The 20,119-nt window shown below is 65.7% G+C and carries 19 protein-coding genes; 10 read left to right on the top strand and 9 right to left on the bottom strand.

Features of this window, described 5'->3' with window-relative positions; genetic code table 11:
- Positions 1–95 precede the first annotated feature (95 nt).
- The 5 genes from B2P87_RS16205 (at position 96) to glmM (ending at position 6,909) form a co-directional block, all read left to right on the top strand.
- Entirely contained in the window at positions 96–2,672 is a 2,577-nt protein-coding gene (locus tag B2P87_RS16205) for a putative PEP-binding protein (RefSeq protein WP_141889754.1), read from the top strand.
- A 170-nt stretch (positions 2,673–2,842) separates the two neighbouring features.
- Positions 2,843–3,496, top strand: a complete 654-nt coding sequence (locus B2P87_RS16210) for a cell wall hydrolase (RefSeq protein ID WP_058284235.1) — start codon at positions 2,843–2,845, stop codon at positions 3,494–3,496.
- 128 nt (positions 3,497–3,624) lie between these two features.
- A complete protein-coding gene (locus tag B2P87_RS16215; RefSeq protein ID WP_058284236.1) occupies positions 3,625–4,545 on the top strand; it encodes a dihydroneopterin aldolase in 921 nt (306 codons plus the stop codon).
- Positions 4,542–5,537: a dihydropteroate synthase gene (gene folP, locus B2P87_RS16220; RefSeq protein WP_058284237.1), complete on the top strand. Its 996-nt coding sequence runs from the start codon at positions 4,542–4,544 to the stop codon at positions 5,535–5,537. The genes B2P87_RS16215 and folP overlap by 4 nt, the downstream gene beginning before the upstream one ends.
- Positions 5,538–5,562: 25 nt before the next feature.
- Positions 5,563–6,909: a phosphoglucosamine mutase gene (gene glmM, locus B2P87_RS16225; protein ID WP_141889755.1), complete on the top strand. Its 1,347-nt coding sequence runs from the start codon at positions 5,563–5,565 to the stop codon at positions 6,907–6,909.
- A gap of 13 nt (positions 6,910–6,922) precedes the next feature.
- Here the strand turns inward: glmM and B2P87_RS16230 are convergent, their stop codons facing one another.
- The 3 genes from B2P87_RS16230 to ilvC all read right to left on the bottom strand — a co-directional run bounded on the left by B2P87_RS16230 (position 6,923) and on the right by ilvC (position 10,092).
- Positions 6,923–7,828: a DMT family transporter gene (locus tag B2P87_RS16230; RefSeq protein ID WP_141889756.1), complete on the bottom strand. Its 906-nt coding sequence runs from the start codon at positions 7,826–7,828 to the stop codon at positions 6,923–6,925.
- A gap of 93 nt (positions 7,829–7,921) precedes the next feature.
- The gene (locus B2P87_RS16235) at positions 7,922–8,830 is read right to left on the bottom strand and encodes a DMT family transporter (RefSeq protein ID WP_141889757.1); all 909 of its coding nucleotides are present in this window, start codon (positions 8,828–8,830) and stop codon (positions 7,922–7,924) included.
- A gap of 239 nt (positions 8,831–9,069) precedes the next feature.
- Positions 9,070–10,092 (bottom strand): ketol-acid reductoisomerase, encoded by a 1,023-nt coding sequence (gene ilvC / locus B2P87_RS16240; RefSeq protein ID WP_058284241.1) that lies wholly within the window; start codon positions 10,090–10,092, stop codon positions 9,070–9,072.
- Between the two features lie 132 nt (positions 10,093–10,224).
- Between ilvC and B2P87_RS16245 the strand changes: the two genes are divergently transcribed.
- From B2P87_RS16245 to B2P87_RS16255, 3 genes are all read left to right on the top strand, one after another.
- Complete coding sequence (locus tag B2P87_RS16245) at positions 10,225–10,680, top strand: Lrp/AsnC family transcriptional regulator (protein WP_058284242.1); 456 nt, start codon at positions 10,225–10,227, stop codon at positions 10,678–10,680.
- Positions 10,677–11,135: an Lrp/AsnC family transcriptional regulator gene (locus tag B2P87_RS16250; protein WP_141889758.1), complete on the top strand. Its 459-nt coding sequence runs from the start codon at positions 10,677–10,679 to the stop codon at positions 11,133–11,135. The genes B2P87_RS16245 and B2P87_RS16250 overlap by 4 nt, the downstream gene beginning before the upstream one ends.
- Before the next feature lie 198 nt (positions 11,136–11,333).
- Positions 11,334–12,458, top strand: coding sequence for an aminotransferase class V-fold PLP-dependent enzyme (locus B2P87_RS16255; RefSeq protein WP_141889759.1), 1,125 nt, complete (start codon positions 11,334–11,336; stop codon positions 12,456–12,458).
- Positions 12,459–12,534: 76 nt separating this feature from the next.
- Here the strand turns inward: B2P87_RS16255 and B2P87_RS16260 are convergent, their stop codons facing one another.
- From B2P87_RS16260 to B2P87_RS16270, 3 genes are all read right to left on the bottom strand, one after another.
- A complete protein-coding gene (locus B2P87_RS16260; RefSeq protein ID WP_141889760.1) occupies positions 12,535–13,731 on the bottom strand; it encodes a UbiH/UbiF family hydroxylase in 1,197 nt (398 codons plus the stop codon).
- Positions 13,732–13,810: 79 nt separating this feature from the next.
- Positions 13,811–14,059, bottom strand: a complete 249-nt coding sequence (locus tag B2P87_RS16265; protein WP_058284245.1) for a hypothetical protein — start codon at positions 14,057–14,059, stop codon at positions 13,811–13,813.
- Between the two features lie 161 nt (positions 14,060–14,220).
- Positions 14,221–14,865 (bottom strand): pyrimidine 5'-nucleotidase, encoded by a 645-nt coding sequence (locus tag B2P87_RS16270; protein WP_058284246.1) that lies wholly within the window; start codon positions 14,863–14,865, stop codon positions 14,221–14,223.
- A gap of 142 nt (positions 14,866–15,007) precedes the next feature.
- Here B2P87_RS16270 and B2P87_RS16275 point away from each other — a divergent pair, with 142 nt between their 5' ends.
- Complete coding sequence (locus B2P87_RS16275) at positions 15,008–15,652, top strand: GntR family transcriptional regulator (RefSeq protein ID WP_141889761.1); 645 nt, start codon at positions 15,008–15,010, stop codon at positions 15,650–15,652.
- Here the strand turns inward: B2P87_RS16275 and B2P87_RS16280 are convergent.
- Both B2P87_RS16280 and carA read right to left on the bottom strand, forming a co-directional pair.
- The gene (locus B2P87_RS16280) at positions 15,612–17,564 is read right to left on the bottom strand and encodes a glycosyltransferase (RefSeq protein ID WP_141889762.1); all 1,953 of its coding nucleotides are present in this window, start codon (positions 17,562–17,564) and stop codon (positions 15,612–15,614) included. The two genes, B2P87_RS16275 and B2P87_RS16280, sit on opposite strands and share 41 nt — an antisense overlap.
- A gap of 110 nt (positions 17,565–17,674) precedes the next feature.
- A complete protein-coding gene (gene carA / locus B2P87_RS16285; RefSeq protein WP_058284249.1) occupies positions 17,675–18,835 on the bottom strand; it encodes a glutamine-hydrolyzing carbamoyl-phosphate synthase small subunit in 1,161 nt (386 codons plus the stop codon).
- Positions 18,836–19,017: 182 nt separating this feature from the next.
- On the opposite strand from carA, the gene B2P87_RS16290 reads away from it, so the two are divergent.
- Positions 19,018–19,491, top strand: coding sequence for a GatB/YqeY domain-containing protein (locus tag B2P87_RS16290; protein WP_058284474.1), 474 nt, complete (start codon positions 19,018–19,020; stop codon positions 19,489–19,491).
- 95 nt (positions 19,492–19,586) lie between these two features.
- On the opposite strand, the gene B2P87_RS16295 is transcribed toward B2P87_RS16290, so the two are convergent.
- Positions 19,587–20,069, bottom strand: a complete 483-nt coding sequence (locus B2P87_RS16295; protein ID WP_141889763.1) for a DUF2244 domain-containing protein — start codon at positions 20,067–20,069, stop codon at positions 19,587–19,589.
- Between the last annotated feature and the right edge of the window lie 50 nt (positions 20,070–20,119).

The following is a 20,119-nucleotide window of genomic DNA, read 5'->3' on the forward strand; positions in this document are numbered from 1 at the left end:
GTTTCCGCAGCGCTTTCAGCCTCCGCAGGCCGCTACAAGGCTCTTGCGCCATCGCCGCATCCCCTTATGGTGACTGGCAAAGGAGACGTGCTGCAGTGCAGAAAGATTTCGTACAGACCCCGCCGGCCTGCCTCATCACCGCCACCGCGCCAATTGCCACCGCCACCCATGGCGGGCGGGCAAAATGCTTGCAGCGGCTGGTGCGGCTGGACCTGCCGGTGCCGCGCACGGTGGCGCTGTCCTTTGATGCGGTGCATGCCATCGCCGAAGGGCAGATGCCCGATCTGTCAGCGGTGCTGGGGGAGTTCGACCCGGAGGCGCTGCTGTGCGTGCGCCCCTCGTCCGAGGACCCGGACTGGGGCGGTCCCGGCGCGATCCTGAACATCGGCATGAATGATGCGCGCTATGTTGACCTGTGCGACACCCTGGGCCGGGAAGCGGCGGCGGCGCTGTATCTGCGGTTCGTGCAATCCTACGCAGTGCATGTGGCGCGGCTGGACCCGGATGTGTTCGACGATGTCGAGGACGGCGGCCCGGATGCGCTGAGCGAAATCCTGCATGCCTATGAGGCGGAAACCGACGAGCCGTTCCCGCAGGACCCGGGCGAGCAGCTGGCGGAGGTGCTGCGCTCGATGGCGCGGGCGTGGGAGGGCACCTCGGCGCGGCTGTTGCGCCAGGCCAAGGGCGCACCGGCCGATGCCGGCCTCGGGCTGGTGGTGCAGGAGATGATCCCCGGTGTGGGGCAGGGCGAATGCGGCTCCGGCGTGCTGCAGCTGGTGAATTCCACCACCGGCCAGCCGCAGCTGACCGGGCGCTACCTGAGCCAAAGCCAGGGCCGCGACGCGCTGGGGGCCGGGGCCGGGGCGTTGTATCTGGCCAAGGACGCCCGCGGGCTGTCGCTGGAGGAACTGGCGCCGGAAGCCTTTGCGGATCTCAAGGCTCACGCCGCGCTGATGCGCCGCAAGCTGCGCGAGGAGATGCAGCTGGAGTTCGTCGTCGACAACGGCCGGGTGCATATCCTGGACGGGGTGCGGGTGGTCCGCTCGGCGCGGGCGGCGGTGCGGATTGCGGTGGCGCTGGCGGAAGACGGGATTATCCCGCAGCAAGAGGCGCTGATGCGGGTCGATGCGCATATCCTGAACGAGCTTTTGCACCGCCAGGTGGCGCCTTATGCCAAGCGCGACGTGATCGGGCGCGGCATTGCCGCCAGCCCGGGCGCGGCCACCGGCAAGCTGGTGTTCACTGCCGCCGGGGCGCAGGCCAGCGCGGCGCGCGGCGAGCCTTGCATCCTGGTGCGGCGGGAAACCTCGCCGGAGGATGTGCGCGGTATGCACGCCGCTGCCGGGGTGCTGACCGAGAAGGGCGGCATGACCAGCCACGCCGCGGTGATCGGCCGCGGTCTGGGGCTGCCCTGTATTGTCGGCGCGTCCAACATCAAGTTCCACACCAAGCTCAAGATGCTGCAGGCCGCGGATGGGCGGATGTTCAAGGCTGGCGAGATCATCACCATCGACGGCAGCAGCGGCCAGGTTCTGGCGGGCCAGCCGGAGATGCTGGAGGCGGCGGAGGACGGCGCGCTGCTGACCCTGCTGACCTGGGCGGACGGTGCCCGCGACATCGGCATCCGGGCCAATGCGGATACGCCGGAAGATGCTGAAACGGCACGGAAATTCAACGCCCAAGGCATTGGGCTCTGCCGCACCGAGCACATGTTCTTTGATCCCGGCCGCCTGACGGTGATGCGGGAGATGATCTTTGCCGAGACATCCTCTGGCCGGGCTGCGGTGCTGGAGCGCTTGCTGCCGATGCAGCGCAATGACTTCCGCGAGCTGTTCCGGATCATGGAGGGGATGCCGGTTTGCATCCGCCTGTTCGACCCGCCGCTGCATGAATTCCTGCCCGCCACCAAATCCGGCCAGCGCGAGCTGTCGGAGGCCTTGGGCATCCCGGTCAGCGATGTGACGCGCCGGGTGGAGGAGATGGGCGAGTACAACCCGATGCTGGGCCTGCGCGGCGTGCGGCTGGGGGTCACGGTGCCGGAAATCTACGACATGCAGGCGCGGGCGATCTTTGAGGCCACTTTGGAAGCCTCCAAATGGGGCGAGCCGGTGGTGCCGGAGATCATGATCCCGCTGGTTTCGGCCAAGCGCGAGGTGGAACTGGTCAAGACCCGTATTGACGCGGTGGCCGCCGCGGTGAAGGCCGAGCGCAGCGAGGATTTTACCTACCGGCTGGGGGTGATGGTGGAAACGCCGCGCGCGGCGCTGCGCGCGGGCGAGATTTCACCGCATACGGCGTTCCTCAGCTTTGGCACCAACGACCTGACCCAGATGACCTATGGCCTGTCGCGCGACGATGCGGGCCGGTTCATGTCGGATTACGTGAACCAGGGCGTTTTCCCTGAAGATCCCTTCCACGTGCTGGACACTGACGGCGTGGGAGAGCTGCTGAAACTGGGGGTGCAGCGCGGCCGGGCGGAGAATCCGGATATCACCCTGTCGATCTGCGGCGAGCACGGCGGCAACCCCGAATCGATTGCGTTTTGCCGGGATGCGGGCTTTGATTACGTTTCGTGCTCGCCGTTTCGCGTGCCGGTTGCGCGTTTGGCCGCAGCCCAATTGGCGATTTCCAGCCAAACCGGCCAGGTCGCACCAACCTACACAAAATATTAAGAAAAATTGGGGCATCCAGCGGCCGCCGGCGTCAGACCGGCGGCTCGTGTGTTTCCTGTACCGTGCGGCAGCCCCCCGAAAGCTGGACGTTTGGGGCCAATTCCATTAAGGGATGCGATCGCATGTGCTGGGGACACCGGGCACAAGCTGCTAGGACGGGGGAACCCTGAATGAAATTGTTGACTATGATTGCCGTGATGGCTGCCACCATCACGATGGGTAAAAGTGTTGCCGCCGAAACCGGCCTGGATGCGCTGATCGAGCGTGAACAGGCCAGTCTCAACGCAGTACCTGCCCGAAAGTTCAGCGGATTGTTTGGATACCGCTCAAATCCGCTCAATAGCCGTAAGCCTCAGGCGAAAGTCGAATACAGCAAAGCGTGGCTGGATTCGCGGCCAAAAGCGACAGGCGGCGAGCAATTTGCCTGCCTGGCGGAGGCGCTGTATTTCGAGGCCCGGGGCGAGACCGTGAAAGGCCAGTTTGCCGTGGCCGAGGTGATCCTGAACCGGGTCAAAAGCGCCCAGTTCCCGAATACGCTGTGCGGGGTGATCAAACAGGGCACCGGGCGCAAGTACCAGTGCCAGTTCACCTACACCTGCGACGGCTACAAGGAAGTGATCAACGAAAAGAAGGCCTATCAGCGGGTGTCGAAGGTGGCGCGGGCGGCGCTGGACGGGCTGAAGACCGAGCTGACGGATGGCGCGACCTACTATCACACCACCGCGGTGCGGCCGCGCTGGAGCCGGGTCTTCACAAACACCGCGCGCATCGGCGTGCATGTGTTCTACCGCGACGATCGCTACCGGACCGCGCTGAGCAACTGAACGCCTGAAGGCGGCATATCCGTGCCGCTTTCGGCTACTGGCGTGGCGTTTGCGGGACTGTTATGAAGGCGCCAAAAGACTATTGTTGGGACCCACACCCGACACAGCCAGCCAAAGGCCCGTTTCCCATGCCCTCTGAAATCCGCCTCGCCTTTGCGCACCCCTCTGAGCGTTCCGTGGCGACCGCCGCACCGGGTCCGCTGGACCGCATTTCCCTGCGGGACCACACCGTCGAGGTGGAGATCGGCGCCTTTCAGGCGGAGCGCGGCACCACCCAGCGGATCTGTTTCAACGTGGTGGTCGAAGTGGCGCCCTTGCCCAAGGACCTGGATGACGATGTTGACCGCATCCTGTCCTATGACAAGGTGACGGAGGCGATTGCGCATGAGCTGGCGGCCGAGCGGCTGAACCTGCTGGAAACCCTGGCCGAACGCGTGGCCGAGCGGATCCTGCTGGAGCATCAGGCGGTGCGCGCCTTTGTGCGGATCGAGAAACTGGACCGCGGTCCTGGCGCGCTGGGTGTCGAGGTGGTGCGCTCGAAGGATCAGATCAGCCATCTGGTGAATGAGGAAGAGCGCCCGCATCCGCGCCTGATGTATCTGTCCAATGACGCCATCGACAGCGAGAACCTGACCGGCTGGATCGACCAGATGCAGTGCCGCAAGCGGCCGCTGATCCTGTGCGTCGGCACCCATCCGCTGCCGGTGCCCGCAACCGGGCACAAATGGACGCAGCGGCGGATCGACCTGTTGGCGATTGAACAAAACGCCTGGCGGCTGGCGGCCAGGGACGACCGCTGCGTTGTGGTGTCGACCCGGACCGAACTGGACTGGGCGATGAAGAACGGCCAAATCTGCGTCTGGGCGCCCTCCAAGATCGTGCTGGACGCGGTGGAAGGGCCCTCGGCGCCGCCGTCGAACTCGGTGGCGCTGGCGGCCTGGTTTGCCGCCACATTCGAGGCGGGTGAAATGATTGTGCTTGGCGGGAATTTGCCTGATAATCCCGGCGTCCCGTTGCGGGGCGTGAGCGTGGAGCAAGCACAACTGTGACATATTACCGGCCGTTGGTTCGACATGGCGAGGCGCGCCCCGAGGGCGCGGTTCCGCTGGCGGGCAGTGCCCTGTGGTTCACCGAGGTTGAGATTCTGAGCCGCGAGGCGCCGCCGCGGATTGCCCCGGCCGGGCTGGTGCCCGAGAAGGAGCGCCGCCGCCTGAGCGCGCGGCGCGCCTCGATCGCAGGGCTGGACATGACCCAGCCGCAGATCATGGGCATTTTGAATGTGACCCCTGACAGCTTCTCCGACGGCGGCAAACATGCAGGCGTCGAGGCCGCCAAGGCCGCGGCGCTGCAGATGGTGGCCGACGGCGCCACGATTATTGATGTGGGCGGCGAGTCCACCCGTCCGGGGGCCGCGGACGTGGCTGAGGCCGACGAGATCGCCCGCACCGCTCCGGTGATTGCGGCAATCCGGGCCGAAAGCCAGGTGCCGGTGTCCATCGACACCCGCAAGGCCACGGTCGGGCTGGAAGCGCTGGAGGCGGGCGCCGACCTGCTGAACGACGTGTCTGGTTTCACCTTCGACCCCGCGCTGGCGCCGCTGGCGGCGCAGGCCAGCGTGCCGGTCTGCATCATGCATGCGCAGGGCGATCCCGCCACCATGCAGCAGGACCCCCAGTATGCCAACGTGCTGCTGGACGTGTATGATTTCCTGGAGCAGCAGATCGACCGGCTGGAAGCCATCGGGGTGATCCGCGAGCAGATCGTGATCGACCCCGGCATCGGCTTTGGCAAGACGCAGGAGCACAATCTGACGCTTCTGCGCAATCTCAGCCTGTTTCACGGGCTTGGCTGCCCGATCCTGCTGGGCGTGTCCCGCAAGGGCTTTATCGGCAGGATCGGCGAAGAGCCGCGCGCGGAGGCCCGCGCGCCGGGGTCCATTGCCGCCGGGCTTGCAGCGCTGGCGCAAGGCGTGCAATTTCTGCGGGTGCATGACGTGGCCGAGACGGTTCAGGCGCTGCGCCTCTGGCAGGCCGTCCGCTAGGGCTTTATTGGGCAGGAAAATAATAATGCGAAAGCTTTTTGGCACCGATGGCGTGCGCGGCACGGCCAATATCCACCCCATGACCGCCGAGATGGCACTGCGCATCGGCGCTGCTGTCGGGCGCTATTTCCGGCGCGATGGCACCGGGGCGCACCGGGTGGTGATCGGCAAGGATACCCGGCTGTCCGGCTATATGTTTGAAAACGCGCTGACGGCGGGACTGACCTCGACCGGCATGAACGTGCTGCTGCTGGGACCGGTGCCGACGCCTGCGGTGGGCCTGATGACGCGCTCGATGCGGGCCGATCTCGGGGTGATGATCTCCGCCAGCCACAACCCGTCCGAGGACAACGGCATCAAGTTTTTCGGCCCGGATGGTTTCAAGCTGTCCGACAGTGCCGAGCTGGACATCGAGGCGCTGATCGACACCGGCGTTGAACTGGCGCAGGCCGCCAATATCGGCCGCGCCAAACGGATCGACGACGCCCGCTTCCGCTACGGCGAGCGTGTCAAAAGCTCGCTGCCGCGCAACCTGAGCCTTAGCGGGCTGAAGGTGGTGATCGACTGCGCCAATGGCGCAGCGCACCGGACGGCTCCGGAGGTCTTGTGGGAACTGGGCGCCGATGTGATCCCGGTTGGCGTGTCCCCGGACGGGCTGAACATCAACCGCGGCTGCGGCTCGACCCAGCCGCAGACCGCGGCGGAGGCGGTTGTGGCGCATGGCGCCCATGCAGGCATCTGTCTGGATGGCGATGCGGACCGGGTGATCGTGATTGACGAAACCGGCACGGTGGCCGACGGCGACCAGCTGATGGCGCTGCTGGCGACCCGCTGGGCCGAGCAGGATCAGCTGGCGGGCGGCGCTCTGGTGGCGACGGTAATGTCGAACCTGGGCCTGGAGCGGCATCTGGAGGCCAAGGGCCTGGGGCTGGAGCGTACCGCCGTCGGCGACCGTTACGTGGTGGAGCGGATGCGCGAGGGCGGTTTTAACCTGGGTGGCGAGCAGTCCGGCCATATCGTGATGAGCGATTATGCCACCACCGGCGACGGGCTGATGGCGGGGCTGCATTTCCTGTCGGAGATGGTTCAGACCGGCCAGAAGGCCTCCGCCCTGGCGCATCAGTTTGAAACCGTCCCGCAGCGGCTGCGCAACGTGCGCTTTGAGGCAGGCCAGGCGCCGCTGGAGGATGAGCAGGTGCAGGAGGCGATTGCCGCGGCTGAGAAGATGCTGGACGGTCAGGGGCGGCTGCTGATCCGCAAGTCCGGAACTGAGCCCTTGGTGCGGGTGATGGCGGAAAGCGAAGACGCCGAGCTGATGACGCTGGCAGTCGACAGCGTTGTGGCCGCGGTCGAGGCAGCTGTGTCCGAATAAGGCAGGGGGGGCGTCAGCCCCCTTTGCCGAACAGCCGGCTCAGCCTGCCGAACTGGCTGAGGCCGAGGCCGCCCAGGATCATTACCATCGCCAGCAGCATTGAGGGCGGCAGCTCTTCGCCCAGGAAAATCGCGCCCAGCACCACCGCCCAGACCGGCACCTGGTAATTGGTGAGGGTCATGAAGGTCGGCCCGGCCTCGCGCACCACGATCACCCGCAGCAGATTGGCCGCGGCGGTGGGGATCAGGCCGAGGATGGCGGCAATCAGCAGCGTCTGCGTGTCCGGCATCACCGGCGGGCCTTCGGCTGCCCAGGCGGCCGGGAAGATGACGAAGCAGCCGATCACCAGCAGGATGGCCGCCAGCCCCACCGGGTCCACCGGCGGCAGGCGGCGGGTCAGGATCGAGCTGACCGAATAGCAGGCCGCTGCCGACAGGCAGGCGGCGCGGCCATAGGCCTCCAGCTCGGCGCCGCTGGTCTCAAACGCCTTGCCGCCGATCAGCAGCGCAACACCGGCAAAGCCGATGGCAAAACCAATCAAGCGGCGCAGGGTCATCTGCTCACCCGGCACGAAGACATGCGCCAGCGGCAGCACCATCAGCGGGATCGCCGCCATGCTGACGCCGGTAAAGCCGGAAGAGACATGCTGCTGCCCCCAGGAGATCAGCATGAAGGGCAGGGCGGTGCTGAGGATGCCGATGATCACCAGCGAGGGCCAGCTGGTCTCGCCCCGGAACAGCTTGAACCCGCGCCAGCCCCAGACCGCGCACAACAGAAGTGCCGCAAAGCCGATCCGCCCGGCGGCGAGCCAGAACGGGGTGATGCCGTCCAGCGCCAGCTTGATCAGCAGAAAGGTCCCGCCCCAGACAAAGCCCAGGATGGCAATCATTAGCCAGTAGCGCGGTGCGATATCGGGCATGGATCCCTCTTGCCGGTTCACCGCGCGACAAGACCCCGCCGGGCGGGCAGGGTCAATGGCAATTGCTTTGTTATCGATCGAACGGTTTGCGGTTCAGGCAACGCGCGGGCGGCGGCTGCGGCTGAGGAGAAGGCCGCCGAGGATCAGCGCCAGCGCAGCGAACAGCTGCGGCGGCAGGGTTTCGCCCAGAAGGGCCGCGCCAAAGATCACCGACCAGACCGGCACCTGGTAGTTCACGGTGGACAGGAAGGCCGGGCCTGCGCTGCGGGCGACCTGGACAAGAAGCACCTGCGCCAGCGCCGTGGGCAGGAGCCCAAGGTAGATGACAGCACCGAGCGGCAGAACTGCGGGCAGCTCCGGCACGCCTTCGGCCCAAAGCGCGGCAGGGGTCATCATGCCAGCGCCGCACAGCAGCGCTGCGGCGGAGAGCGACAGCATGTTCACCTGCGGGCAGAGCCGGGTGATGATCGAGCCGATGGCATAACACAGCGACGCGCCCAGGCAGGCCAGGCGGGCCAGCGATTCAAAATCGGTTCCGGCGGAGCGGAACGCATCGAGCCCGATCAGCACCACCACGCCGGCAAAGCCAATGAGGAAGCTGATGGTGCGGCGCAGGGTCATATGCTCGCCCGGCACCAGAAGATGCGCGAGCGGCAGCACAAACAGCGGGACAACGGCCATGCAGACCCCGGCAAAGCCGCTGGCCACATAAGTTTGCCCCCAGCTGAGCAGAGTGAAGGGCAGGGCGTTGGTGAAGAACCCCATCCCAGCCGCGCAGGCCCAGATGATCCGGCCCTCGCGCGCTCGCAGCGACGGAAGGCCGATGCCCATGGCATAGACGACGGCCAGCAGGCAAATCGCGCCGATCAAGATGCGGAGCGCAGCGATGGTCATCGGCGGAAAGCCCCGCAGCGCCAGTGACACCGCCATGAAGGAAGCACCCCAGATCACGCCGAGAAACAGAAGCTTGACCCAATTGGCGGCGCCGGGGGAGTGGTTCATCTTTGTCTCCTGTATCGCCCGGCTGAAGGCCGGGCAGCGCCCGACCCTCCATATGGGAGGGCACTTCACGCCCACCCGGGGTCGGGCGCGGCTTTTTGCGCATCACATGCAGTTATCCGGACTTGGGCGTATGGCTCGACGAAAATACGTAAGCGCAACTGAGTTGCGCCTGTAAAAAAGGGCGCCCCGAAACGGAGCGCCCTGCAGAGGTAAGGTCAGCGGGTGTACCCGCGGGCGCCTTAGTTCTTCTCTTTGTCGACCATCTTGCCGGCCGAGATCCACGGCATCATGCCGCGCAGCTTGGCGCCGGTTTCCTCGATCAGGTGCTCGTCGTTGGCTCGGCGGGAAGCTTTCAGGGTCGGCTGGCCAACCGCGTTTTCCAGCATGAAGTCGCGGACGAACTTGCCCTGCTGGATGTCTTCCAGAACCGCCTTCATGCGGGCTTTGGTCTCGTCGTACTTCAGGATGCGCGGGCCGGTGACGTACTGGCCGTACTCGGCAGTGTTGGAGATCGAGTAGTCCATGTTGGCGATGCCGCCTTCATAGATCAGGTCAACGATCAGCTTCACTTCGTGCAGACACTCGAAATAGGCCATTTCCGGGGCATAGCCGGCTTCGACCAGGGTCTCGAAGCCGCAGCGGATCAGCTCAACCAGGCCGCCGCAGAGAACCGCCTGCTCGCCGAACAGGTCGGTTTCGCATTCTTCGCGGAAGTTGGTCTCAATAATGCCGGAGCGGCCGCCGCCGATGGCGGAGCAGTAGGACAGGCCGGTTTCCAGCGCTTTGCCGGTGGCGTCGGTGTGAACCGCAACCAGGCAGGGCACGCCGCCGCCTTTGGTGTATTCGCCGCGCACGGTGTGGCCCGGGCCCTTGGGCGCCATCATGATGACGTCGACGCCTTCTTTCGGCTCGATCAGGCCGAAGTGAACGTTCAGGCCGTGGGCAAATGCGATGGCGGCACCCGGACGGATGTTGTCGTGGACGTATTTCTTGTAGGTTTCCGCCTGCAGTTCGTCGGGCATGGTGAACATGATCACGTCGCACCAGGCGGCCGCTTCTGCGATGCCCATCACTTGCAGGCCTTCGCCTTCGGCTTTCTTGGCCGAAGGGGAGCCTTCGCGCAGGGCAACGACAAGGTTCTTGGCGCCGCTGTCGCGCAGGTTCAGCGCGTGGGCGTGGCCTTGGGAGCCATAGCCCAGGATGGCCACTTTCTTGTCCTTGATGAGGTTCACATCGCAATCGCGGTCGTAATAAACGCGCATGATCCACGTCCTTTCATTTGGTGTTTGAAGGCATCATAGGCAAGCGGGCGGGGAAAGCGATTGCGGTTGCGCGTATATTCTTCAGTTTCTTTGCGATGGTCATTCGTGAAATGCAGTGATAGTGAAGAATTCATGCTTGATGATCTTGACCGGCGCATTCTCCGCCACCTGCAGAGCGAGCCGGAGCAATCGATTCCGGATCTGGCCGACCGGCTGGGCATGACCGCCTCGCGGCTAGCGCGGCGGCTGGAGAAGCTGCGCGAGGGCGGGGTGATCCTGGGCCAGCGGGCAGTGATCGACTGGCGGGCCTTGGGGTACGCGGTGGAGGTCTCGCTGCGGGTAACGCTGGACAAGACCAACCCGCGCGCCTTTGACGAGTTCATTGCCGCTGCCCGCGACATTCCGGAGGTTCTGGAGATCCAGACCTTTCTGGGTCAGGTCGATGTGCGGCTTTCGGTGATCGCGCGGGATATGCCGCATTACCAGCAGATCTACCGCGCAGGCATCCTGACGCTGCCGCACATCGCCGATATCGAGGCGCTGATGCATGTGGCGCGGATCAAGTCGGACGAGGTGCTGCCGGTATGAGCGCGCTGGATGCTCTCGATTTCGCCCTGCTGCGCGCCTTGTCGGAGGATGCGACGCAATCGGCGGGCGCGCTGGGGCGGCAGCTGGGCCTCAGCCAGCCTGCCACCTGGCGGCGGATCAAGCGGCTGCAGGAGGCGGGCATCATTGCCGGGCGCAAGCTGGAGCTGGACAAGGAAAAGCTGGGGTTTGGCGTCACCGTCTTTCTGGGGGTGAAGCTGGCGGCCAAGGGAAGGGTCTCCCTGGAGGATTTCGAGCGCGCGGTCTCGGCCATTCCCGAGGTGCAGACGGTGGAGCATGTGCTGGGCATGTACGACTACCGCCTGCGGGTGACGGCGCGGGACATTTCCGACTTTGAACGCGTGCTGCGCCGCCGGGTGATGACCCTGCCGGGCGTCGGCAATGTGGAGGCCAATGTGCTGTTGAGCGAGGAGCGCAGGCCGGGGCCGCTGGGCTGACGCCGCCCTTTTGTTGCCGGTCCGGAACCCGCCTGGCGCAAATGCGGGGGCTTTCTGTCGTGCCTGGGCTGTCTTTTTGCCGGGCTGGCGTCAATATCCCCCTTCGGGGAACGGCAGTTCCGATGTATGCCAAGTCAGGGTTTGCCAAAGCCCGCAGCACCGGCTAGCCGTTTCATGAAATATTTCAGGGAGGCCGCAATGGCATTGCTCGATACCGTCGACCCGCAGGGTCTGGATGAATTCTCGGTGGTGTTCACCGACCGCTCGCTCAACCACATGTCCAAAGCCTTCCAGCAGGTGATGCTGGACATCAACGGGATGCTGAAAGAGGTCTATAACGCCGAAGCCGTGGCGCTGGTGCCGGGCGGCGGCACCTATGCGATGGAGGCGGTGGCGCGCCAGTTTGCCCGGGATGCGAACGCGCTGGTGGTGCGCAATGGCTGGTTCTCCTACCGCTGGAGCCAGATTTTCGAGGCGGGCGGTTTTACCGCGTCCTCGACCGTGATGAAGGCACGCCGCACCGGCAATGAACCGGCCTCGCCCTTTGAACCGGCGCCGATTGCGGATGTGGTGGCCGCGATCAAGGAGCAGAAACCGGACATCGTATTTGCCCCGCATGTGGAAACCGCTGCGGGTGTGATCCTGCCGGACGACTATGTGACCGCAATGGCGGCGGCCGCGCATGAGGTTGGCGCGCTGATGGTGCTGGACTGCATCGCCTCGGGCTGCGCCTGGGTCGACATGAAGGCGACCGGCGTCGATGTGCTGATCTCCGCCCCGCAGAAGGGCTGGAGCGCCTCGCCCTCTGCCGGTCTGGTGATGCTGTCAGACCGCGCGCTGGCACGGCTGGAGGAGACCGCCTCCGACAGCTTTGCGCTGAACCTGAAACAGTGGCGCGCCATCATGAAGGCCTATGAGGACGGCGGCCATGCCTATCACGCCACCATGCCGACCGATGCGCTGCGTGCCTTCCGCGACACCATGCTGGAGACCAAGGAGTACGGCTTTGAGCGCCTGCGCGAGGCGCAATGGGAGCTGGGCAACGGTGTGCGGATGATGCTGAAGGACAAGGGCATCACCTCGGTTGCCGCGGACGGCTTTGGCGCGCCGGGGGTGGTGGTGAGCTACACCAGCGACCCGGACGTGCAGAACGGCAAGAAATTCCTGGCGCTGGGGACACAGATCGCCGCGGGCGTGCCGCTGCAATGCGACGAGCCTGACGGTTTCCGCACCTTCCGCCTGGGCCTGTTTGGCCTCGACAAGCTGTATGATGTGGATGGAACCTTGGCACGGCTGAAGACGGTCGTGGATCAGGTGCTGTAAACGCGCCGGCGTTTCATCTTTCCAAAAAATACTCCCGCCGGAGGCAGCGGCTTTCCACTAGGAAAGCCGCTTTACTTTACTTTACGCCCAGCCCCATCTGCATCAGCGTCTTGCGCACCGGCGCCAGAGAATACAGCGCGTTGAGGCCAAAAGCGCGCAGGTCGCGCAACGGGCGCGGGGCCAGCATCGAGGTCCGGTTCAACAGGTCAATGCCCTTCACCCGCAGCAGGATCTCGTTGTGGCGGGCCTTGTGGTAGGCCGCCAGCATCTGCGCATCGCCCAGGCCTTCGGGGCGGGCTTCGGCCAGCTCCAGCAGGCTGCGCAGATCGCCCAGCGACATGTTGAGGCCCTGCGCGCCGATCGGCGGCACCACATGGGCCGCCTCGGCCATCAGCGCCAGCCGCTCGCCGTTCAGCCGCTCCGCGGACTGGCTGATGATCGGCCAGATGGTGCGGCGCGAGGCCAGTTTCAGATCGCCGAACAAGCCGCAGCTGCGCTCTGTCATCGCGGCCTCGAAGGCTGCGGGGTCCAGGTTCAACAGCTCCTGCGCGCGCGGCCCGCGCTCCATCCAGACAATGGCCGAAGACGGCTGCCCCTGGTAGTCGGGCAACGGCACCAGGGTGAACGGGCCGCCGGAGCGGTGGATCTCGGTGGAGACATTCTCGTGCGGCACCGGGTGGGTGACGGCAAAAGCCAGCGCCTTTTGGCCGTAGCGGGTGGTTTTCACCGGAATGCCCGCCGCCGCGCGCATCGGGGAGTTGCGGCCGTCGCAGGCCACCACCAGTTTCGCCGTCACCTGGCTGCCGTCGCTGAGGCTGACGCGCGCCTCACCGGTGCGGGTGAACAGGCCCGTGGTGCCGGTGCCAAAGCGCAGGTCGACGTTGGGCAGCTCCGCCAGCCGGGCAATCATCTCGCGCCGCAGCAGCCAGTTGGGCAGGTTCCACCCGAAGGGCTGGTCGGAAATATCGGCGGCGTTGAAATCCTTGACCACCCGCGGTTCGGGCCGGGCGCCGCCCGCATCGACGATGCGCATGATCTGCAAGGGCGCCGCATGCTCTTCCAGCCGCGTCCAGATGCCGCAGCGGTCCAGCAGGGCCTGCGCGGGCTGCAGAAACGCGGTGGTGCGCAGATCGGATCCTTCGGCGTCGCGGTCGGTTACCGGCGGGGCGGGGTCCGCGCAGATCACGCTGAAGCCGCTGGACGCAAAAGCGGCGGCTGCGGTCAGTCCCGCAATGCCGCCGCCGGAAATCAGGATATCGCAGGTATCGGCCATCTCGTCAGCCCTCCGTTCTGGGGCCAGAAATAGGCCCGGACAGCGGGGGAAGACAAGCCGATACCGGCAGATAGGGCGCTTAGCCGCGGGTGATGGTGATCAGCAGGGTAAAGATCACCGGCACCATCGCCAGCGCCGGGAGATACAGCCCGGGAATGCCGAACAGCAGGATCGAGCAGCCCCACAGGCTGACGAAGGTGGCGATGGCGTAATAGAGGTTCTCTGCCGGGCCGTAGGCAACCTCTTTGATCATCCGGCCCAGGAGCGGCACGGCAAACAGGATTCGCTGCCACAGGGTCAGTTGTGCGGGAAGGGCATATGCGCTCATCGGTCGGGCTCCTACGTTTGGGTACGCGGCGCATATAGGGAGGAAAACATGCGGCAAACAGGTATATTTTGCCGCAGGTGCGAAGATTCGCCGGTATGCGATTGTGCACATGCAGAAACGGGGCATTGCCCCCTGCACGCGCCGCAGTCAGAGCCGGAAAATTAGATCAGCCGTGCCAGAAAACCGGCCAGATCATCCGAATGATGATGGATGTGGGCGGCGTCCACGGGCTCTGGCGCCACATGCACCGTGCGCATGCCCATCTCATGCGGAGCGGCGAGATTGCGTGCGTCATCCTCGAACATCGCGGCCTGCTGCGGCGCGATGCCCGCGCGGGCAAAGACCCTGTCAAAGGCGCGCCGCTCCGGTTTCGGGTGGTAATCCGCGTGCTCGACGCCAAAGACGCCGTCAAACAGCCCCGACAGCCCGCGGGCGGCCAGCACCCTCTCGGCATAAGGGGCGGAGCCGTTGGTATAGACGATCTTCTTGCCCGGCAGGTTGCGGATGCCTGCGGCCAGGTCCGCGTCCTCTTCCAGGTGGTCCATCGAGATGTCATGCACTGCCACAAGATAGGGGTCCGGATCCAGATCATGCTCGCGCATGAGGCCCGCAAGCGTGGTGCCGTGCTCGCGCCAGTACTGGCTGCGCAGGCGGTCGGCCTCGGCCCGGTCCACCCTGAGGGCGTCCATCACATAGGCGGTCATCTTGACCTCGATCTGGTCGAACAGCCGCGCGGACGGATGGTACAGGGTGTTGTCGAGGTCGAACACCCATTGCGAGACATGGGAAAAGGCGTGTTTGGGCATGCCGCCGGATTAGGGCGCGATGGCCGCGATTGCAATCAAAAGCGCATTTTGCCTGCGGGTTTTCAGCACATTGGCGCCATCAGGGTTGATTGCTGCCCCTTGGCCTGTAGAGATTGGCGCACCGGAATGAACAGGAACGACAATGAACCAGAGCCGCAGCAACCAGAAAGACGCCTATGCGCTGATCCTCGAAGCGATCGACTCAGGGGTCTACAAACCGGGCGACCGGCTGGTGGAGAGCGACCTGGCCGAGCGCTTTGGCGTCTCGCGCACCCCGATCCGGGAGGCGCTGCAGCGGCTGGAGACGCAATCCCTGCTGGAGCGTGACGGGCGGTCGCTGATCGTCGCGTCGCTGGACCACAACCAGATGGCGGAGCTCTATGTGGTGCGGCGCGAGCTGGAGGGCCTGGCGGCCCGGCTGGCGGCGCGCCATGCCACCGAGGAAGAGATCCGTGTCCTGCAGGAAATGGTCGAGGCGGATGACCAGCTGATCGGCGACCCGGCGGCGCTGTCCAAGGCCAACCGCCGCTTTCACGAGCAGATCCACTTGGCCTCGCACAACCGGTATCTGGTGCAGCAGCTGGACCTGGTGCACCGGACCATGGCGCTGATGGCGACCACCTCGCTGGCGGCGGAAGGGCGCAGCGAGATTGCCCAGTCCGAGCATAAGGGGATTGTCGACGCGATCAGCCGCCGCGATGAGGATGCCGCGGGCCAGGCGCTGAAAGATCACATCTCCATTGCCTTCATGACCAGGCTGAAACAAGACGCCAGCGGGCGGGGCTGAACCGCCCGAGCCTGGATTTCCGGCGCGGTTTGGCACCGGGTTTGGCGTTGGGTTTGACGCCGTGGGCGGTCTTGTCCCAGAAGAAGGGGCGGGCCACCAGCTCATAAGCCGCCTTGGCAGCGGCGAGGGCGCCCATCGGGAAATACAGGACCATCACGGGCGCCCAGGCCGCCAGCCAGGGGCGGCCCATGTCCCGGGCAGCGGTGATGCAGATAAGCACGCCCAGCAGTTCGAAAAACACCAGCGCCGCCGCCGCCAGCGGCAGCAGAAACGGCGGTCCCGCGCCTTCGCTGGGATGCGGCAGTCCCAGGGCAATCAGCCAGAACGACCACAATAGCGGCGCAAACAGGAATTGCCCCAGCGTGCCTAGAAAGAACGCCTGAAACCCCAGAAAGCGTTTCCAGCCGAGATCGCCCAGCAGCCGCAGCGGCCGGCGCATGTGCACCAGGTAGGTGAGCATGAACCCCTTCAGCCAGCGCGAGCGCTGCTTGACCCAGGGCCAGGGACGGCAGTTGGCCTCCTCATAAGTGGCGCTGGGCAGCATTTCGGTGCGGTAGCCGGCGCGGTACAGGCGGACGCCCAGGTCGGCGTCCTCGGTCACGTTGTGGGCGTCCCAGCCGCCCAGCTCCTCCAGCACATGGCGGCGGACAAACATGGTGGTGCCGCCCAGCGGCACCACCAGGCCCAGCCGGGAGATGCCCTGCAGGACAATGCGGAACCAGCTGCCGTATTCCAGCGTGAAGCAGCGCGAGATCCAGTTGGTGCGCGGGTTGTAATAGTCGAGAACACCCTGAACGCAGGCGGTCTTGCTGTCCGCCCGGGCAAAGGCCTGCGCCACCTTGGCAAGCTGGTCCGCGTCTGGCGCGTCTTCGGCGTCCCAGACGCCGATGATGGCGCCGCGGCAGAAGTTCAGCGCATAGTTCATCGCCCGCGGCTTGGTGGTCAGGCCGCCGAAGGCCGGAACCTCCACCACCCGGATCCAGGGCGGCAGCCGGGTGTTCTTCAGGGCCGTGCGGGTGACGCTGTCGTGTTCTTCCAGCACCAGGATCACGTCGGTCAAAGCCCGGGGATAGCTGAGCTTGCGGATGCGCGACAAGAGGGCGCGGCTGATCTCAGCCTCCTTGTAGAGCGGGACCATGACCGAAATGACTGGCAGGTCCGGCCCGTGCTGCGGGCGGGGGGCAGGCAGCGGCGGCGGGGCGGCGGGACGCCCGCGGCGGGCGCGGGCGGACCAATAGGCCGCAAGCCCGCAGGCCTTCAGCGCCGTGAACAGCAGCACCGACGCAAGCGCCAGCAGGCTGAGGACGGTAAACAGCGCCGCCGGAGCAGTGCAGCACAGGTACAGGGCGGGCAGGGCGCAGGCGGCTGCCACAGCGCGGCCCCGGGCAGGCTGCAGGGTGCGGCAGCTGAGCTGCGCCACCACGCTGCTGCTGGCCTGGCGCACCAGGGCGGGGCTGAAATGGCGGGTAAGCAGGGCGGTGATCTGCGCCTCGCCGGCCAGCACCGGCGTGATGCTGCTGAAGCTGTCCTGAAGTTCGCGCTGCAGCGCCTCGAACCGGTCGGGGTGGGCAATGGCAACGGTGACGGTCTGGCCCAGCTGCAGCCAGGGCAGGGCGCAATGGCGCAGCCAGAACTGGGCAGGTTTTCGGGCCAGCAGCCGGGTGTTGGCAATCTGGCCGGCCAGATCGGCGCGGGGCATCCGGTACTGCCGCGCCAGCGTGTCCTGCACCTGCTCCTCGCTGGCCAGCCCTTCGGCCACCAGCACCCGTCCCAGCGCTGCCTTCTGGTGCTGGCGCAGCACCAGCGCGCGCATCATGCTGGTGCCATCCAGCGGCTGCCGCGGACCCGGAGAGAGCTTCCCCGCAGGCTGCGGCAGCCTGACCTGCCGCAGCGGTAGTGACACATAACCCATCGCCTGCCCGCACCAATAAACCCGTCAGGCCCTCAGGCTGGCGGCGGCGGCTTAAAAAACGGTAAACGCGGCGTTAACCATGCCACCGGGCGGCGTGGTTAACAGCTTTTTTACGCAGATTTGCGCTCGGCCATCGCCTCGGCAAAGCGCTCGAACAGGTAGAAGCTGTCCTGCGGGCCGGGGCTGGCCTCGGGGTGGTGCTGCACCGAATACACCGGGCGGCCGGACACCCGGATGCCGCAGTTGGAGCCGTCAAACAGCGACACATGGGTCTCTTCGACGCCTTCGGGCAGGGTTTGCGCGTCCACCGCAAAGCCATGGTTCATCGAGGTGATCTCGACCTTGCCGGTGGCGTGCTCCTTGACCGGATGGTTGGCCCCGTGGTGGCCGTGGTTCATCTTGACGGTCTTTGCCCCCAGCGCCAGCGCCAGCATCTGGTGGCCCAGGCAGATGCCGAACACCGGCAGGTCTGCCTTCAGAACTTCCTGGATCATCGGCACCGCGTATTCGCCGGTGGCTGCCGGGTCGCCCGGGCCGTTGGAGAGGAACACGCCGTCGGGGTTGTGCGCCAGCACCTCCTCGGCAGTGGCAGTGGCGGGCAGCACGGTCACGTCGCAGCCGGCCGAGGCCAGGCAGCGCAGGATGTTGCGCTTGGCGCCGTAGTCAACCGCCACAACCTTGTGCTTGGGGGCTTCCTGGCGGGCATAGCCGTCGGGCCAGGCCCAGCGCATCTGGTCCCAGCGGTAGCTTTGCGCGCAGGTCACGTCCTTGGCCAGGTCCAGACCCACCAGGCCGGACCAGGCGCGCGCCTTGGCGACCAGCGCCTCAATGTCGAAGTTGCCTTCGGGGTCATGCGCCAGCGCCACATGCGGCGCGCCCTGCTGGCGGATCGCACGGGTCAGGCGGCGGGTGTCGACGCCGCCGATGGCGATGCGGCCGGTGCGGGTGAGCCAGTCCTTCAGCTCCTCGGTGGCGCGCCAGTTGGAGGCCAGGGTCGGATCCCATTTCACCACCATGCCGGCGGCAACCGGATCGGCGGTCTCGTCATCCTCCGGGGTCACGCCGGTGTTGCCGATGTGGGGAAAGGTGAAGGTAACGATCTGCCCCGCATAAGAGGGATCGGTCATGATCTCCTGATAGCCGGTCATCGCGGTGTTGAAGCAGAGCTCGGCCACGGTGTCGCCGGTGGCGCCGAAGCCGGTGCCGTAAAAGACGGTGCCATCAGCGAGCGCCAGGCATGCGGTGGGCTTGGACGGGGCGGAAGCGGCCATTGCGCGAGTCTCCATGCGGGATAAATTCATGGGCTTGTAAGGGGGGCGCGGCAGCGGGTCAACCCGGCAAGGGGCGGGCAGGCTGACGCGGGGTCCGGAATGGAAAATTTACTGTAAACTTGCACAGCGGCGGCAGAATGGATAACCATCGGTGTCCGGCAACCATGGGGATGCTTTTGAATATGGATACGCGCACACGGGTCAATCAGGCCCTGAAGCAGGCGATGAAAGACAAGGCCGCCGACCGGCTGGCCACGCTGCGGCTGATCAATGCGGCCATCAAGGACCGCGAGATTGCGGCCCGCGCCGATGGCGAGGAAAGCAGCATCGGCGATGAGGAAATTCTGGCCATCCTGGGCAAGATGACCAAGCAGCGCAAGGAAAGCGCCCGCGCCTATGAGGAAGGCGGGCGGCTGGACCTGGCGGAACGGGAACTGGGCGAGATCGCTGTCATCGAGGAATTCCTGCCGCAGCAGCTGAGCGACGAGGAAGCCGCGGATGCGGTGAAGGCCGCGGTGGCTGAAACCGGCGCCGAATCGATTCGCGACATGGGCAAGGTGATGGCTGCGCTGAAGGCGAAATACACCGGCCAGATGGATTTCGGCAAAGCCGGGCCCATGGTCAAGGACCAGCTCTGCAGCAAAGGCGATTGCTGACCGGGAGAGCGCGCTTGCGCGCGCGGCCTCCGGCGGGAGTATTTCGGGAAAGATGAAGAGAGCAGGCCCGCAGTGCGGGCCTTTTCTTTTGCGGCTCAGCGGGTGAAGGCGGATTTGAGGTCGCCGTAAAGCGCGACCCGCTCTTCCTCAGACAGGAAGGCGCCAATCTCCACCTCGCGGCCGCAGCCGTGCAGGGTGACATAATGCGGCACCGGGCCGTCGTGGTCGTGCATCTCGACCCGCGCCCAGTGGCGGTTGCAGTGCCAGCTTTGCCGTTTGCCGTCCGGGTTGATCCGCTCCAGCCGGGCATCCTGCGGGCCGATGGTCAGCACCTCCAGGATCTGGTGGTCGCGGCGGCTGCGGTCCAGCGCCCACTTCATGCCAAACACTGCAAGCAGCAGGAATGGCAGCAGCCCCCACAGTAGGACGGAGCCCAGGACCGGGATCAGCGGCACGCAGATCAGTGCGGCGGTGAGGCCGAGGAACCGGGCATAGCCCTGCGGCGGCAGCGACTGATGCGGCCAGAGGTGCAGCTCGCGTTCGGCACCGGTTTGCGGTCGGGTCCAGTTGTAAGGCATCGGATAGCGTCTGCTGTGACGGAAGCTTCATTCTTAATGATGTGGCGGAA

This window comes from Leisingera sp. UBA4491 (genome assembly GCF_002388965.1).
GTDB classification, from domain to species: domain Bacteria; phylum Pseudomonadota; class Alphaproteobacteria; order Rhodobacterales; family Rhodobacteraceae; genus Leisingera; species Leisingera aquaemixtae.

Excerpts from the sequence above, each read along its gene's own strand:
- B2P87_RS16210 (WP_058284235.1), top strand. The coding sequence starts at position 2,843 with ATGAAATTGTTGACTATGATTGCCGTGATGGCTGCCACCATCACGATG.
- B2P87_RS16215 (WP_058284236.1), top strand. The coding sequence starts at position 3,625 with ATGCCCTCTGAAATCCGCCTCGCCTTTGCGCACCCCTCTGAGCGTTCC.
- glmM (WP_141889755.1), top strand. The coding sequence starts at position 5,563 with ATGCGAAAGCTTTTTGGCACCGATGGCGTGCGCGGCACGGCCAATATC.
- B2P87_RS16230 (WP_141889756.1), bottom strand. The coding sequence starts at position 7,828 with ATGCCCGATATCGCACCGCGCTACTGGCTAATGATTGCCATCCTGGGC.
- B2P87_RS16235 (WP_141889757.1), bottom strand. The coding sequence starts at position 8,830 with ATGAACCACTCCCCCGGCGCCGCCAATTGGGTCAAGCTTCTGTTTCTC.
- ilvC (WP_058284241.1), bottom strand. The coding sequence starts at position 10,092 with ATGCGCGTTTATTACGACCGCGATTGCGATGTGAACCTCATCAAGGAC.
- B2P87_RS16245 (WP_058284242.1), top strand. The coding sequence starts at position 10,225 with ATGCTTGATGATCTTGACCGGCGCATTCTCCGCCACCTGCAGAGCGAG.
- B2P87_RS16250 (WP_141889758.1), top strand. The coding sequence starts at position 10,677 with ATGAGCGCGCTGGATGCTCTCGATTTCGCCCTGCTGCGCGCCTTGTCG.
- B2P87_RS16255 (WP_141889759.1), top strand. The coding sequence starts at position 11,334 with ATGGCATTGCTCGATACCGTCGACCCGCAGGGTCTGGATGAATTCTCG.
- B2P87_RS16260 (WP_141889760.1), bottom strand. The coding sequence starts at position 13,731 with ATGGCCGATACCTGCGATATCCTGATTTCCGGCGGCGGCATTGCGGGA.
- B2P87_RS16265 (WP_058284245.1), bottom strand. The coding sequence starts at position 14,059 with ATGAGCGCATATGCCCTTCCCGCACAACTGACCCTGTGGCAGCGAATC.
- B2P87_RS16270 (WP_058284246.1), bottom strand. The coding sequence starts at position 14,865 with ATGCCCAAACACGCCTTTTCCCATGTCTCGCAATGGGTGTTCGACCTC.
- B2P87_RS16275 (WP_141889761.1), top strand. The coding sequence starts at position 15,008 with ATGAACCAGAGCCGCAGCAACCAGAAAGACGCCTATGCGCTGATCCTC.
- B2P87_RS16280 (WP_141889762.1), bottom strand. The coding sequence starts at position 17,564 with ATGGGTTATGTGTCACTACCGCTGCGGCAGGTCAGGCTGCCGCAGCCT.
- carA (WP_058284249.1), bottom strand. The coding sequence starts at position 18,835 with ATGGCCGCTTCCGCCCCGTCCAAGCCCACCGCATGCCTGGCGCTCGCT.
- B2P87_RS16290 (WP_058284474.1), top strand. The coding sequence starts at position 19,018 with ATGGATACGCGCACACGGGTCAATCAGGCCCTGAAGCAGGCGATGAAA.
- B2P87_RS16295 (WP_141889763.1), bottom strand. The coding sequence starts at position 20,069 with ATGCCTTACAACTGGACCCGACCGCAAACCGGTGCCGAACGCGAGCTG.